Raw genomic sequence first — 13,688 nt, forward strand, 5'->3', positions numbered from 1 at the left:
GTGAGGCTAGCGGACCGGAATCGGGACCAACAGCGTGTCAGGGCCAGTCGACGAGGGCCATGAACGCCACGAGGGAGACACCGACGACGGCGGGCGCGGCCAGGGAGAGCAGCACCCGGGTGGCGGCCTGCCGCTGACGCCAGGGCAGGGCCCAGCTCGCCACGAGGACGATCAGCGACAGGACGAGGCCCACGCGGAGGAGGGCCCAGGCCGGGCTGAACGAATCGTCGAAGTGGGCGGCCCGTGCGCCGTTGCAGGAGTCGCACGCCATGGGCGACAGGCCACCGACGAGCAGGGCGAAGCCCGCTGCGGGCAGGGTGACGAGCGTGGAGATCAGAGGCCCGATCCAGGCGCGCGGGGTGCGGGGGTCGAGGAGGTCTTCCGGCATGCGTACGAGTCAACGCGGCCGGCCGCGGCGGCACATGAGTGGTCGTACTCAGACCCGGCTGAGCGTCGGGGGTGGATCCCCCAGGTACATCAGGGGGTCTGCCGCAGTGCGCTGTTCCTCGCCCCCTGTGAGGCTGAACAGGCAGGTGTCCACACCCGCTATCCGCACGCGACCGGGAGAACCATGACCGCCTCAGCAGCAAGGTCCTCGCGCCATTCGTCCACTTCCATGTCCCGCAGACTGAGAGCGCCGCTGGCAGCCGCCTGTTGCGCGCTCCTGCTCAGCGGGCCGGCAGCGGCGGCGGCCGTGGCCGCGCCGCCTCCTGCCCATACGCAGGCCCAGCGGCAGGTCCAGGGGCGCGGCACGCTGGTCTCCGCCGAGAAGCTGTACACGCTCACCACCCAGGAGGCCGTGGTCGCGGAGCTGGCAGGGGCCGGGTTCGCGGGGGACACCGTCCGGCACGGCGTGGTCGCGTACCGGCTCGTCTACCGGACCGTCGACGTACACGGCCGGCCCACCACGGCGAGCGGGCTGTTCGCGCTGCCGCTCACGGGCGAGCGACGGTTACGAGCGGTCTCCTTCGCGCACGGCACGGGCAGCAACAAGAACGACTCCCCGTCCATGCGGCGCGCCGATTTCGTGTCAGCCCCGGTCATCGCGCACGCGGCGGCAGGCGCGGCAGCGGTCGCGCCCGACTATCTGGGCATGGGCAAGGGGCCCGGCCTGCACCCGTGGATGGACATCGGCTCGGAGACCACGGCTTCGCTGGACATGCTCCGCGCGGCCCGTGCCTTCGCACCGCGTACCGGGCACGCGCTGGAACGCGACGTCATGGTCACGGGCTTCTCGCAGGGCGCGTCGGCGGCGCTGGGGCTCGGCAGGGCCCTGGAGGCGGGCGATGACCGGTGGTTCAGGCTGGGCGCGCTGGCGCCGGTCAGCGGTGCGTACGACTTCGGCGGTACGGAGCTGCCCGCGCTGCTCAGGGGCGACGTGGACGCGAAGTCGGGTGCGGTCTACGCGGCGTACACGCTGGTGGCCTTCAACCGCCTGCACCACATCTACGACAGCCCCCGCGAGGTCTTCGCCGAAGGCGAAGGCGAGGACGCCGCCGAGATCGAGGCGCTGTTCGACGGCGTGCACACGGGGCAGCAGCTGATGGCGCGCATCCCGGCGAGCGTGGACGAACTGCTGACCGACCGGGGCCGTGAGGTGCTGGCGCATCCGACGGGCGCGATGGCCAAGGCGCTCGGCAAGACGGACGCGGTGTGCACCGACTGGGTACCGGAGGCGCCGGTCCGGCTGTACATGGCGGCAGGTGACGAGCAGGCCGTCACCGCCAACACCGACTTCTGCCGGGCGGCTCTGCACCGCAACGGCGTGGACGCCCCGGTCGTCGACCTCGGCGCGGTCGACCACCAGGACTCCCGCCACCTGGGCTCCAACGTCGCCGCCACCTCGGCGATCGTACGGTGGTTCGGGACGCGCTGATGGGGAGTTACGGACAGCCCGGGGCCCGTTTTCGGGCCGAATGCTGTCCGTAACTCCCCATCACCGCGCGGAGCGGTCAGTACTGGAGGGCGTCGTCCATCTCCGACTGCCAGTAGGTGACCGTGAGGGTGCTGTCGATGTGCACGGGCTTGGACAGCGGGACGTCCACCATGTCGCCCGTGAAGCCGCCCTTCTTGTTCTGGAAGCCGACCGCCAGGTCCTCGGCGTCGTAGCCGCCCGAGCCGCTGCCGTCGGCCGACGAGGTCGTGATGCCGGCGTAGGCCGACTCACCGGGGGAGATGGTGACGACGGCCTGCGGCTGGCTGTCCTCGATGACCGGGGGGACGGCCTGCGCGTCGGTGAAGCGCAGGGAGGGGTAGTAGAAGGCGTTGCATGCCTTCGAGCCGGAGTTGGTCACCGTGAGCAGCATGTGGTTGACCGGGCGCTTGACGCTCGAGATCGTGAGCTTGGTGTTCTCGCCGGTGCAGGTGGGGAGGGGCTGGTCGCTGTCGTTCTCCGCCTGCGACTGCTTCGTGGAGGTCTTGGCGGCGTCGGAACCGGAACCCTTGGCGGCGTCCGAACCGGAACCGGCGGCGGCCTTCTCACCGGCCCCCTTCGTGGTCGTGGTCGCGGTCGTGTCCGTGGCCGCCGAGGTGGTGTCGGCCGACTCCTGGGACGTCGAGTCGGCGGCGCCGTTCTTGGGGGACGGGTCGGCGCCGCCCTCGCAGGCCGTGAGGGACAGCGCGGCGATCAGCGCGGCGGTGCCGAGGGCGGAGGTGCGGGCGGCGCGGCGGAAGCGAAGGTTGCGCATGAGAAAGTTCTCCCCGTTCGATGGTGGTGACAGACGGATGCTCCGGGGCGCCGTTTGGCTCCCTGCGGTGCAGGCGGGTCTACTGGTCGTTGATGTGTGCTCAGAGGCGGTTGAGGAGCGTGATGATGACTGCGATGCAGACGATCAGCACCTGCACGGCCACCGCGTCGGTCAGGCTGATGCCAGGTCTGGTAGGCACGGCGTCTCCCGGGACAGGTAAGGGTGGGATGTGCGGGTCGCGGAGAGCGCCGCGGCATGTCCACATCCTTTCCGTACTGGGAATCCGGTGGCAACGACCGGCGCGGCATACGGGACGCTGGAATGCCCGAATGGCCTCTGACCTGCACGAACATAACCTGCCTGGGACGCCGTTCCGGGAAGGAACGGAAGGGAACGGTCGGGGTGGCCACAGAGATCCAGGACTTCGCGGCGCTGCTCGGGGAGCTGAAGGAGCGGTCCGGTCTCAGCTACGGCGCGCTCGCGCAGAAGCTGCACATGAGTACGTCGACCGTTCACCGTTACTGCAACGGTGAGGCCGTTCCTCATGACTACGCGCCCGTGGAGCGCTTCGCGCGGGTGTGCAAGGCGTCATCCGACGAGCTGATGGCCCTGCACCGGAAGTGGATTCTGGCCGACGAGGCGAAGCGGAGGGGCGCGCGGAAGGGAGAGGCGGCGGCGGACGGAGCCGTCACTTCCGGGCCGTCGGCGTCGTCATCGTCATCGTCGGCATCGGCAGCGGCGTCGCCGGCTGTCGGCGTTGTCGCCTCGGAGCCTGCGGTCTCGGAGCCTGAGCCGGCGCCCGACTCCGCGGTCTCGGAGCCTGCGCCTGCTGTCGCGGAGCCTGTTGCTTCCGGGCCCACCGCTTCCGGGCCCACCGACTCCGAGGTGCCCGCCTCCGAAGACGTGACGCCGGACGGGGCGCGGGGCGGTGTCGGGGTCGCTCCTCGTCGTCCCAGCAGGAGACTGCGTGTCCTGCTCACCGCCGTGGCCGTCGTCGCCCTCACCGTTCCCGCCGCGCTCGCTATCCAGGGCCTCGGGGGCGACAAGCCCAGCGAGGACGGGCGGGTGGACACTGCGGTCAGTCAGTCGCCGGTCGTGCCCACCGGCAAGGCGAGCGTGAGCGCGAAGCCGAGCAGGAGCGCCGACGCGTCCAAGAAGCCCAGCGCGTCGGCCTCCGCTTCGGCGGCGGGCGGGAGCAGTACCAAGCCCTCGCCGGCCGCGGGCGGGCAGCCGGAGGGCGGGGTGCCCGTGAGCGCCTCCATCAGTTCGTACAACTGGGAGGAGCCCTGCGGGCAGTACTACCTGCTCGAGGACGAGCCCGACGACGTGCCGCCGCCGCCCGTCCCGCAGGACACCCGTGGCTGGGCCAAGGTCCTGGGCGGGGTGGACGGGGGAGCCATGAAGGTCGAAATCACCGTCCAGGGGAAGTCGGACGAGGCGGTCGTGCTGAACGGGCTGCATGTGCGGGTGTTGGGGCGCAACGCGGCGCTCGCCCGATCCGCGTACTCGATGGGGAACGGCTGCGGCAGCGGGATCACGCCGCAGAGCTTCGACATCGACCTGGACGACAGCCGGCCGCAGTCGAAGCCCGTGCCGGGGGAGCAGGCCGGCAAGGCCGTGCCGGCGAAGGACTTCCCGTTCCGGGTGAGTTCCTCGGATGTCGAGGTGTTCGACCTCGACGCGCATGTGGAGGGGCACGACGTGACCTGGTACCTGGAGCTGGAGTGGTCCAGCGGTGGCCGGAGCGGGACCCTGCGCATCGATGACGGGGGCGAGCCGTTCCGTACGAGCAGTCTCACCGCCCGGCCGAGTTACTCCTACCGTTCGGATACCGCTCAGTGGGTGCCTGAGGAGAAGTACTGACGGTGCCGGCGCGCGGGGGCACGGTGACGGCGGTGAGCAGCAGGCCGTCGCGTGCCTGCCAGCGGCCGTCGAAGCCGGTGAGCGGGGGGCCGCCGTCGGCCGTGGTGGTGTCCGGGACGAGCAGGGCGGCGGTGAAGGTGCCGCCGGGGTGCAGCGTGATGTGGGCGTCGTGGAAGCCGAGCCAGCGGCCGGTGAGCGGGGACCAGGCCTTGTAGACGGACTCCTTGGCGCTGAACAGCAGCCTGTCCCAGGGGATATCGGGCCGGCCTGCGGCGAGTTCGCGCAGGGCGGTGCGTTCGGCGGGGAGCGTGACGAGGTTCAGCGTGCCCTCGTCGCGCAGGGGCTCGGCCGGCTCGGCGTCGATGCCGATGGAGGCCGCCGTCGTGTCCCGGGCGACGGCCGCCGCCCGGTAACCGTCGCAGTGCGTGAGGCTGCCGACCATGCCGTCGGGCCAGCGGGGCGCGCCCGCGGTGCCCGGGAGGATCGGAGCGGGCGGCCAGGCGTAACCGGCCAGTGCGGTGCGGGCGCAGTGGCGGACCGTGGCGAATTCCTGCCTGCGCTTGGCCACGGCGCCGGCGACCAGGGCCTCCTCCTCGGGGAAGAGGAAGGGGACAGCGCCGTCGTGGAACGTGTCGACGGCTGTGACCGGCGGCGGGAGCAGCGGGTGCAGCAGGCCCGCGAGCGCGGTTTCACCGGTCGGAAGCAAGGTCATGAACGGTCACGGTACCGGGGCCCTCGCCTGCCCTCCAGCGGTGCTGGATGCCGTATAGGCCAGATATAGCCGCTGAACGCACGCTCGACTCATTCGAACGGATGGGGGCAGCATGCCGGACCAAGAGGCACAGGTGGCAATGGTGACCGGGGGGTCGCGTGGAATCGGGCGGGCGGTCGCCACCCGGCTCGCACAGGACGGGTTCGACGTTGCCATCTGCTACCGCTCCGACGACGCGGCGGCGGAGCAGGTGGAGAAGGAGATCCTGGCGACGGGGCAGCGTGCGCTGATCCGCCGGGTCGACGTGGCCGACCGTGTCGGGGTCCGGTCGTTCGTCGCGGACGTCGAGGCGGGGCTCGGGCCGGTGTCGGCGGTCGTGACCTCCGCGGGGATCACCCGCGACAGGCCGCTCGCGCTGATGTCGGACGACGAGTGGGACTCGGTGATACGCACCAACCTCGACGGTACGTACAACCTGCTGCGCTCGGTGGTCCGTTCCATGATCCGGCGTCGCGCCGGCACGGTCGTCACCCTCTCGTCCGTGGCCGGAGTCGTCGGCAACGCGGGCCAGACGAACTACTCGGCGTCCAAGGCCGGGATCATCGGACTGACGCAGGCGCTGGCCAAGGAGTTCGGCCGCTACGGAGTGCGCGCCAACGCGGTCGCGCCGGGGTTCATCGACACGGAGATGGTCGCCGGTGTGCCGGAGGCCGTCGCCAAGGACGCCCTGACCCGCATCCCGATGGGGCGTTTCGGCACCCCTGAGCAAGTGGCCTCCCTGGTCTCCTTCCTGGCCTCTCCGCAGGCCGAGTACATCACCGGCCAGGTGGTCCGCATCGACGGGGGCATGGCGCTGTGAGTGCCCCCTCGGAGACCTGGTTCCGCAGGTATGCGCGGACGGACACGCCGCGGCTGCGGCTGGTCTGCTTCCCGCACGCCGGTGGTAACGCCCAGCTGTTCCACGGCTGGCCCTCGCGGCTCCCCGCCGATATCGAGGTACTTGCCGTCCGGTACCCGGGCAGGCAGGAGCGGATGGACGAGCCGTGCATCGAGTCGATGGACGAGCTGGCCGGCCTGATCTCCGAGGCGCTCGACCCGTACGACGACCTCCCGACGGCCCTCTTCGGGCACAGCATGGGCGCCTCGGTGGCCTACGAGGTGGCGGTGCGGCAGGAGGCCGGTGCGGGCGAAGGCCCGGCGCAGGTCCTGCTCTCGGGGCGCAACGCCCCGCACCGGACGTCTCCCACGACCCTGCACAGAGCCGCCGACGACGTACTGGTCGCCGGGGTCTCCCGGCTGGGCAGCCTGGGCGGCGACCCGTACGCGGTGCCTGAACTGCGCGAGCTGCTGCTGCCTGTGCTGCGCTCCGACTACAAGCTCATCGAGACCTACCACCCGCACAGTCCGGTGGCGCTGCGCGCTCCGATCGTCGCCTACCAGGGCGACCGGGATCCGGGCATCTCCTACGAACAGTTGCTGGCCTGGGGGGAGCTGACGACCGGCGCCTTCGTGGTGCGGTCGTTCCCCGGGGACCACTTCTACCTCGCCCCCCGGGAGGCGGAGCTGACCGCGGACATCGCGGGGCGGCTGGCTCGGATCCCGTCCGGCCTGCGGGCCGGATAGCCGAAGGCTTCACCACAACAGCGAGAGGAGCGGCGCCGTGACGAGTTCGACGTCCTGGGCACCACTGGAGATCGAAGCGAAGGGCGAGGGCGGTACCGGCGAACTGCTGAGCCGCCTGGAGGAACTGGAGCTCGGCCTGTCCGGGACCCTGGTCAAGGAGAAGGCCCTGGTCTTCCGCGGCTTCGGGATCACGCCGGAGACGCTGGACACGGCCCTGGACCGGCTGCTGCCGAATCGGCTGGCGTACGTGCACGGCAACTCGCCGCGCACCAAGGTCGGCGGGAACGTTTACACCTCGACCGAGTACCCGCAGGAATTCACCATCTCGATGCACAACGAGATGAGCTACGCCCACGCGTGGCCGTCCCGTCTGGCCTTCTTCTGCCAGGTCCAGCCGGGATCCGGCGGTGCCACCCCGGTGCTGGACGCCGAGCGCTGGCTGGCCGTCCTGGACCCGGAGGTGCGCGACGCCTTCGCCGGCGGGGTGCGTTACGTCCAGAATCTGCACGACGGCTACGGCCTCGGCAAGAGCTGGCAGGACACCTTCGAGACCGACGAGCGTGCGGACGTGGAGGCCTTCCTGAAGGAGGCCGGCGCCGAGTGGGACTGGCGGCGTGACGGGAGCCTGCGGGTGGAGTCCCACCGGCCGTCCACGACCAAGCACCCGGTCACCGGCGCCGAGGTGTGGTTCAACCAGGCCGACCAGTGGCACCCGGCCGGTCTCGGTGACGACACCGCGGCCGAGCTCGCGCAGATCCTCTCCGAGGAGGAGCTGCCGCAGTCCGTGCGGTTCGCCGACGGCAGCCCGATCCCTCCCGAGTACGTCGCCCAGGTCCGCGACCGCGGTCTTGAGGCAGCCGTGAACGTCGACTGGCGCACGGGCGACCTGCTGCTCATCGACAACGTCCTGCTGGCCCACGGCCGGCGGCCGTTCACCGGGGACCGCCGTGTCCTCGTGGCGATGTCCGACTGACGCAGCCCCCAGGGCCGCCCGACCTCTTCGACCACGGAGCGAGCTTGACCATGACCACCATCACCTCGGAAGAGACACCCGCCGGCTGGGTGGGGAGCGGAACCGTGCCCGGGATGCGACGTCCCGCGGCCCCCGGTACCGGCATCCACGACTACATCACCGAGAACAAGGCGGAGCTGCGCGAGCTGCTCACCCAGCGCGGCGCCCTGCTGCTGCGCGGATTCGAGGTCGGCGGTGTCGACGGCTTCGACGGCACCGTCCGGGCGTTCTCCGGCACGCCGCCGCTGGCGTACGCCGAGCGTTCCTCGCCCCGCAGCACCATCAAGGGCCAGGTCTACACCTCGACGGACTACCCGCAGAACGAGGAGATCTTCCTCCACAACGAGAACTCCTACCAGGCGGTCTGGCCGCGGACGCTGTACTTCTTCTGCGTCGAGCCGCCCGTCACGCAGGGGGCCACCCCGCTCGCCGACATCCGGCAGGTGCTCAAGGCCGTCGACCCCCAGGTGCGCGCGGAGTTCGAGGCACGTGGCTGGCAGGTCGTGCGCAACTTCCACGCCGGGTTCGGAGTGCCCTGGCAGGAGGCCTTCAACACCTCGGACAAGGACGCCGTCGTGGGGTACTGCAAGGAGCGCGGGATCGAGGCGGAGTGGCGTCCTGACGGCGGTCTGCGCACCACCGCCGTGCGGCAGGCGGTGCACCGCCATCCGGTCACCGGCGATGAGGTGTGGTTCAACCACGCCACGTTCTTCCACGTCAGCACCCTGGCACCGGAGGTCGGTGCCGGTCTGCGCGCCATCTTCGCCGATGACGAGCTGCCGACGAACACCTTCTACGGCGACGGCGGGGTCATCCCCGACGAGGTGACGGACCACCTGCGCGCGGCCTACAGGTCGGCCTCGGTCCGTTTCGACTGGCAGCGCGACGACGTCCTGGTCGTCGACAACATGCTGGCCGCGCACGCGCGCGAGCCGTTCACCGGACCGCGGCGGATCGCCGTGGCCATGGCAGAGCCGTCCGACGCCTGACGGCCGACGGAACTATGGGGAGTTGAGTCAGACATGTTCGAGACGTATGGATCACGGATCGCCGGGCTGGCCGTGTACCGGCCGACCAGGCTCGTGTCCAACGAGGAGCTGGCACCGCTGACGACGGTCTCGCCGCAGTGGATCGAGGGCAGGACCGGCATCAAGACCCGCCACCACGCCTCCGACGAGGAGGACCTGGTCACGATGTCGGCGGCCGCGGGCGAGAAGGCTGTCGTCTCGGCCGACATCGACCCGGGCGAGGTCGACCTCACGATCGTCGCGAGCGCCACCCGTCGCCGGCGTATGCCCGGCATCGCCCCCGAGGTGGCCAGCCGTATCGGCCTGCCCAACTCGGGTGCGTACGACCTCAACGCGGTGTGCGCCGGCTTCACCTACTCGCTGGCCATGGCGTCCAACGCCGTGCGGCTCGGCGAGGCACGCAATGTCCTGGTCGTCGGCGCCGAGCGGACCAGCGAGTGGATCGACCCCAACGACCCCGACACCTTCGTCATCTTCGGCGACGGTGCAGGAGCCGCGGTGGTGTCCCGCTCGGACCAGCCCGCCATCGGTCCCGCTGTCTGGGGCAGCGACGGCGCCCGGCACGACGTGCTCGGCATCACCGAGAAGGCCGACGGCCGTGAGTACGTCACGATGAACGGCCCGCTCGTCTACAAGTGGTCCACGGCCACCATGCCGGACGTCGCCCACCGGGCGTGCGCCGCCGCCGGGGTCACCATGAAGGACATCGACTGGTTCGTGCCGCACCAGGCCAACAACCGGATCATCAGGACGCTGGCCGCGAACCTGGACCTCCCGCCGGAGCGCGTCGTCAACGACGTCGTCGACACCGGTAACACCTCCGCGGCTTCGGTGCCGCTGGCGCTGAGCCGGCTCAAGGACAGCGGCCGCGCCACCCCCGGTGACAACGTCCTGCTGCTCGGCTTCGGCGCCGGCCTGACGTACGCCGGCCAGGTCGTCCGGATGCCGTAACAGGGCTCCGGCGCCCCCCCCCAAGACCCCCCTTGCACACGGATCCCCCCGCACGCACATTCCGCACACATCCCCGCGACACACCTATGGAGACGAAGGCCATGACCAGAGACGAACTGATTGTCGAGATCATCAACCTCACGCTGCGTACGGCGCCGGACCTGGACGGCGAGGTCACCGCCGACTCCAGCTTCGACGAGCTCGGCATGGACTCCCTCACCCGTATCGACCTGCTGGCCGCGGTGGAGAAGGCCTTCGACCAAACAGTTCCCGACGAGAAGGTCGGTGACCTGCTGCGCGTGTCCGACGTGGCCGACTTCCTGACGGCAAACAAGGCAGGAGTCTGACCCATGGGCCACACGGACCCCATAAGCGGGGCTCTGCCCCTGTCGGTGGGCCAGGAGGGGCTCTGGCTGCTCCACAAACTGGCCCCCGACAGTGCGACCTACAACCTCGCCGGTGGTGTCCGGATGGAGCCCGCGCCGGACCCGGAGGTCCTGGCGCGGGCGGCCCGGGCGCTCACCGAACGGCATCCGATGCTGCGTTCGGTGTACGTCGAGGCCGACGGTGAACCGCGACGCGTGGTGCGGGAGGCGGGCGAGATCGGTGAACTCGTCGTCCGCGATGTGCCCGACGCCGACGACGCGGAGCTCGACCGGCTCGTCAAGGCCGAGGCCGGCGCCCCGTTCAGGCTCTCGGACGAGGGACCGTTCCGAGTGGTGCTGTGGCGCCGCCGCACGGACGCCGTGCTGCTGGCGCTCACCCATCACATCGCCACGGACGCCGTCTCGCAGTGGATGCTGTGGCGCGATCTGCTCGCCGCCTACGCGTCCTTCGCCGAGGGCGAGGAGCCCGACTGGGCGCCCATCGCCGTCGACTACGGCCACTTCGTCCAGGCCGAGCGTGATCTGCTCGAATCCTCACGCGGTGTGCGGCAGGCGGAGTTCTGGCAGGAACAGGTCGCGGGTTCCATGCCCGCCGAGCTGCTGACCGACAGGCCACGGCCGCCCGTGTCCTCGTTCACCGGTGCCAGCCTCGTACGCCGGCTGCCCGACGAACTCGCGGAGCGGCTGAAGCGCGCCGCCGCCGCCCAGGAGATCTCGCAGTTCGCCCTGGCGCTCGGCTCCCTGCAGGCCCTGCTGAACCGCTGGACCGGACAGACCGACTTCCTCATCGCCTGCCCGGCGTCGGTACGCCGCTCCGCCGCCAAGGACGTCGTCGGCTACTACGTCAACCCGGTGCTCGTGCGGGCCGTGTTCGACAGGAACACCCCGCTGGGCGAGGTGACGGCCGCCGCCAACGACCGTCTCAGGCAGGCGACCGCGCGGGCCACCTACCCGTTCCCGCTGGTCGCGCAGAACGCGGCCGCGGACGGACCGCTGTTCCGGGTCTCCATGACCATGGTCACCACGGATCGCTTCGGCGCCGAGCTGGCCGGCGCGGTCGCCGGCGTACCGCTCGATGTGGCCGGCCTGACCACCACGTACCTGGAGATCCCGCACCTCGAGGGCCAGTGCGACATCAGCTTCGAGGTCACCCGTGACGCTCAAGGGCTCACCATCGCCCTGCGCTACGACACCGCGCTCTTCGAGCGGGCCACCATGGACCGGCTGTTCGACCAGCTCATCCGCTTCATGGCCGCCGCCGGGGACACCCCCGAGCGCCCGGTCTCGCGGGTCCCGCTGACGGACGCCGCCCAGAAGCGTTCGCTGCTGGCCCTGGGCAGCAACGCCGGCGCCGGATCATGAAGCAACCCGTGCTCCACGGCATTCTCGACGGCGTGGGCAACACGCACCTCGTCGAACTCGGCGGGCTGCTGCCCCGCTTCGGGTCCCGCGTCTTCGCGAAACTGGAGGCGTTCAACCCCGGCGGCAGCGTCAAGGACAGGTCGGCGCTGTCGATGCTGCTCGGCAGGATCCGTAACGGGGAACTGGTGCCCGGCCGGTCCACGGTCGTGGAATCGAGCTCCGGGAACCTGGCGATCGGCATCGCACAGATCTGCCGGTACTTCGGGATCGACTTCATCTGCGTCGTGGACCCCAAGACCACCCAGCAGAACCTGGCGATCCTGCGCGCCTACCGGGTCACGGTCGAGATGGTGACCGAGACCGACCCGGAGACCCGCGCCTATCTGCCCACACGGCTGGCCCGGGTACGCGAACTGGTGGCCTCCATACCCGGCGCGTACTGGCCCAACCAGTACGCCAACCCGCTCAACCCCCTGGCCCATGTGCAGACCATGCGGGAGATCGCCGAGGCGCTGGACGACCGGGTGGACTACCTGTTCTGTTCGACAGGCACCGGCGGCACCATGACCGGCTGTGCCCAGTACATCCGCGAGAACGGGCTCGACACCACGCTGGTGGGGGTCGACGCGCTGGGCAGCGTGCTGTTCGGCGGCCCCTCCGGTCCTCGGCTGCTGCCGGGACACGGGGCCGCGATCAAGCCGCCGCTGTTCGACGCGACGCTGGCCGACGAGGTCGTGCTCGTCTCCGACCTCGACTGTGTGGTCGGCTGCCGGACCCTGACCCACCGTGAGGCGATCCTCGCGGGCGGCTCGTCGGGCGCGGTGACCGCCGCACTCGGGAAGATGGCCGATCGCATCCCGGCCGGCAGCAACTGCGTGATGATCTTCCCCGACCGCGGCGACCGCTATCTCGACACCATCTACTCCGACGACTGGGTGCGCGCCCACTTCGGAGAGGTCTCACATCTGTGGAACGAACCCGAACACACTTTGGCGGTGGGCGCATGCTGATCCTCAAGCACGGTGAAGTGGCCGGGCTGCTGGCCGGACGCGAGAAGGAGGTCATCGACCTCGTCGCCGAGGCCTACCGGCGTCACGACGAGGGCCGTACGGTCCTGCCGCACTCCGTATTCCTGCGGTTCCCCGAGCGTCCCAGGGACCGGATCATCGGTCTTCCCGGCTACCTCGGGGGCGAGAGCGAAGTCGCCGGAATGAAGTGGATCTCCTCCTTCCCCGGCAACGTCGCCTCCGGGCTGCAGCGCGCCAGCGCCGCCGTCCTGCTGAACAGCCTGGACAACGGACACCCCGAGGCGCTCATCGAGGGCTCGCTGATCTCGGCCCGGCGCACCGCGGCCTCGGCCGCGCTCGGCGCGCGGATGCTGCTCGGCGACCGCAGGCCGTCCGGGCTCACTCTCATCGGTACCGGGATCATCAACCGTGAGGTGCTGCGCTTCCTGGCCGCCGAGCGACCCGAACTGGACTCGCTCGCCGTGTACGACACGGACCTGGAGCGCGCCAAGCACTTCACCGCGGACCACGCCAGGCTGCTGCCCGGCGCGAAGATCCGTCACTGCGCCACGCTCGAAGAGGCGCTCGCCGCGCACGACCTGGTGTCCTTCGCGACGACGGCCGCCTCGCCGCACACCGGCCTGGACGCCTGCCCGCCCGGCACCGTCGTCCTCCACATCTCCCTGCGCGACCTGACCGTGCCCGCCGTACTCGGGGCGCACAACGTCGTCGACGACACCGACCACGTGTGCCGTGAGCAGACCTCACTGCACCTCGCCGAACAGCACACCGGCGGGCGCGACTTCGTCGACGCCTCGATCGGCGCGCTGCTGCGCGGCACCGCCCGGCTGGAGCCGGAAGCCGGTAAGCCGCTCGTCTACTCGCCGTTCGGTCTGGGCGTCCTGGACCTGGCGCTGGCCGGCTTCGTCCGGGACCAGGCACGAAGGAGCGGCATCGGAACCCGTATCGACGGCTTCGTACCCGCGCCGACCCTTTAGGGCCTGTATCGGGCTGTCCCGCCCGGGTCGCCGCCACTGAACGCTGCACTGATCAACAC

Annotated in this window: 14 protein-coding genes; 11 read left to right on the forward strand and 3 right to left on the reverse strand. The window is 70.6% G+C overall.

All coding sequences use genetic code 11. The annotated features are described in order from the left end of the window. Positions 1-37 precede the first annotated feature (37 nt). Positions 38-388 (reverse strand): hypothetical protein, encoded by a 351-nt coding sequence (locus AB0C75_RS32865; protein ID WP_362895702.1) that lies wholly within the window; start codon positions 386-388, stop codon positions 38-40. Positions 389-616: 228 nt separating this feature from the next. Here AB0C75_RS32865 and AB0C75_RS32870 point away from each other — a divergent pair, with 228 nt between their 5' ends. Then, positions 617-1,876: a lipase gene (locus AB0C75_RS32870; RefSeq protein ID WP_362895704.1), complete on the forward strand. Its 1,260-nt coding sequence runs from the start codon at positions 617-619 to the stop codon at positions 1,874-1,876. A 76-nt stretch (positions 1,877-1,952) separates the two neighbouring features. Here the strand turns inward: AB0C75_RS32870 and AB0C75_RS32875 are convergent, their stop codons facing one another. Continuing rightward, the gene (locus tag AB0C75_RS32875) at positions 1,953-2,687 is read right to left on the reverse strand and encodes a DUF4232 domain-containing protein (protein ID WP_362895705.1); all 735 of its coding nucleotides are present in this window, start codon (positions 2,685-2,687) and stop codon (positions 1,953-1,955) included. A gap of 402 nt (positions 2,688-3,089) precedes the next feature. Here AB0C75_RS32875 and AB0C75_RS32880 point away from each other — a divergent pair, with 402 nt between their 5' ends. After that, positions 3,090-4,550, forward strand: coding sequence for a helix-turn-helix domain-containing protein (locus AB0C75_RS32880; protein WP_362895707.1), 1,461 nt, complete (start codon positions 3,090-3,092; stop codon positions 4,548-4,550). Here AB0C75_RS32880 and AB0C75_RS32885 read toward each other — a convergent pair. After that, positions 4,483-5,223 (reverse strand): 4'-phosphopantetheinyl transferase superfamily protein, encoded by a 741-nt coding sequence (locus AB0C75_RS32885; RefSeq protein WP_362895754.1) that lies wholly within the window; start codon positions 5,221-5,223, stop codon positions 4,483-4,485. The genes AB0C75_RS32880 and AB0C75_RS32885 overlap by 68 nt on opposite strands. Positions 5,224-5,374: 151 nt before the next feature. On the opposite strand from AB0C75_RS32885, the gene fabG reads away from it, so the two are divergent. The 9 genes from fabG (at position 5,375) to sbnB (ending at position 13,629) form a co-directional block, all read left to right on the forward strand. Beyond that, entirely contained in the window at positions 5,375-6,121 is a 747-nt protein-coding gene (gene fabG, locus AB0C75_RS32890; protein WP_362895709.1) for a 3-oxoacyl-[acyl-carrier-protein] reductase, read from the forward strand. Continuing rightward, positions 6,118-6,885, forward strand: coding sequence for an alpha/beta fold hydrolase (locus AB0C75_RS32895; protein ID WP_362895711.1), 768 nt, complete (start codon positions 6,118-6,120; stop codon positions 6,883-6,885). The genes fabG and AB0C75_RS32895 overlap by 4 nt, the downstream gene beginning before the upstream one ends. Positions 6,886-6,922: 37 nt before the next feature. Continuing rightward, a complete protein-coding gene (locus AB0C75_RS32900) occupies positions 6,923-7,858 on the forward strand; it encodes a TauD/TfdA family dioxygenase (protein ID WP_362895713.1) in 936 nt (311 codons plus the stop codon). Between the two features lie 113 nt (positions 7,859-7,971). Further along, positions 7,972-8,886 (forward strand): TauD/TfdA family dioxygenase, encoded by a 915-nt coding sequence (locus tag AB0C75_RS32905; protein ID WP_362895755.1) that lies wholly within the window; start codon positions 7,972-7,974, stop codon positions 8,884-8,886. Positions 8,887-8,919: 33 nt separating this feature from the next. Then, positions 8,920-9,876 carry a beta-ketoacyl-ACP synthase III gene (locus AB0C75_RS32910; RefSeq protein ID WP_362895715.1) on the forward strand — a complete coding sequence of 319 codons (957 nt, stop codon included), beginning with the start codon at positions 8,920-8,922 and terminating at the stop codon, positions 9,874-9,876. Positions 9,877-9,977: 101 nt separating this feature from the next. Next, complete coding sequence (locus AB0C75_RS32915) at positions 9,978-10,223, forward strand: phosphopantetheine-binding protein (protein ID WP_362895716.1); 246 nt, start codon at positions 9,978-9,980, stop codon at positions 10,221-10,223. A 3-nt stretch (positions 10,224-10,226) separates the two neighbouring features. Next, complete coding sequence (locus AB0C75_RS32920; RefSeq protein WP_362895718.1) at positions 10,227-11,624, forward strand: condensation domain-containing protein; 1,398 nt, start codon at positions 10,227-10,229, stop codon at positions 11,622-11,624. Continuing rightward, positions 11,621-12,634: a 2,3-diaminopropionate biosynthesis protein SbnA gene (sbnA, locus tag AB0C75_RS32925; protein WP_362895720.1), complete on the forward strand. Its 1,014-nt coding sequence runs from the start codon at positions 11,621-11,623 to the stop codon at positions 12,632-12,634. The genes AB0C75_RS32920 and sbnA overlap by 4 nt, the downstream gene beginning before the upstream one ends. Continuing rightward, positions 12,628-13,629, forward strand: coding sequence for a 2,3-diaminopropionate biosynthesis protein SbnB (gene sbnB / locus AB0C75_RS32930; protein ID WP_362895722.1), 1,002 nt, complete (start codon positions 12,628-12,630; stop codon positions 13,627-13,629). The genes sbnA and sbnB overlap by 7 nt, the downstream gene beginning before the upstream one ends. Positions 13,630-13,688 lie beyond the last annotated feature (59 nt).

Origin of the sequence: Streptomyces sp. NPDC048565 (assembly GCF_040650935.1) — a bacterium.
Taxonomy (GTDB): domain Bacteria; phylum Actinomycetota; class Actinomycetes; order Streptomycetales; family Streptomycetaceae; genus Streptomyces.

What these genes read in the sequence shown, in the direction of transcription:
- AB0C75_RS32920 (WP_362895718.1), top strand. Translation starts at nt 10,227, where the DNA reads ATGGGCCACACGGACCCCATAAGCGGGGCTCTGCCCCTGTCGGTGGGC.
- fabG (WP_362895709.1), top strand. Translation starts at nt 5,375, where the DNA reads ATGCCGGACCAAGAGGCACAGGTGGCAATGGTGACCGGGGGGTCGCGT.
- AB0C75_RS32910 (WP_362895715.1), top strand. Translation starts at nt 8,920, where the DNA reads ATGTTCGAGACGTATGGATCACGGATCGCCGGGCTGGCCGTGTACCGG.
- AB0C75_RS32875 (WP_362895705.1), bottom strand. Translation starts at nt 2,687, where the DNA reads ATGCGCAACCTTCGCTTCCGCCGCGCCGCCCGCACCTCCGCCCTCGGC.
- AB0C75_RS32915 (WP_362895716.1), top strand. Translation starts at nt 9,978, where the DNA reads ATGACCAGAGACGAACTGATTGTCGAGATCATCAACCTCACGCTGCGT.
- sbnB (WP_362895722.1), top strand. Translation starts at nt 12,628, where the DNA reads ATGCTGATCCTCAAGCACGGTGAAGTGGCCGGGCTGCTGGCCGGACGC.
- AB0C75_RS32905 (WP_362895755.1), top strand. Translation starts at nt 7,972, where the DNA reads ATGCGACGTCCCGCGGCCCCCGGTACCGGCATCCACGACTACATCACC.
- sbnA (WP_362895720.1), top strand. Translation starts at nt 11,621, where the DNA reads ATGAAGCAACCCGTGCTCCACGGCATTCTCGACGGCGTGGGCAACACG.
- AB0C75_RS32870 (WP_362895704.1), top strand. Translation starts at nt 617, where the DNA reads ATGTCCCGCAGACTGAGAGCGCCGCTGGCAGCCGCCTGTTGCGCGCTC.
- AB0C75_RS32865 (WP_362895702.1), bottom strand. Translation starts at nt 388, where the DNA reads ATGCCGGAAGACCTCCTCGACCCCCGCACCCCGCGCGCCTGGATCGGG.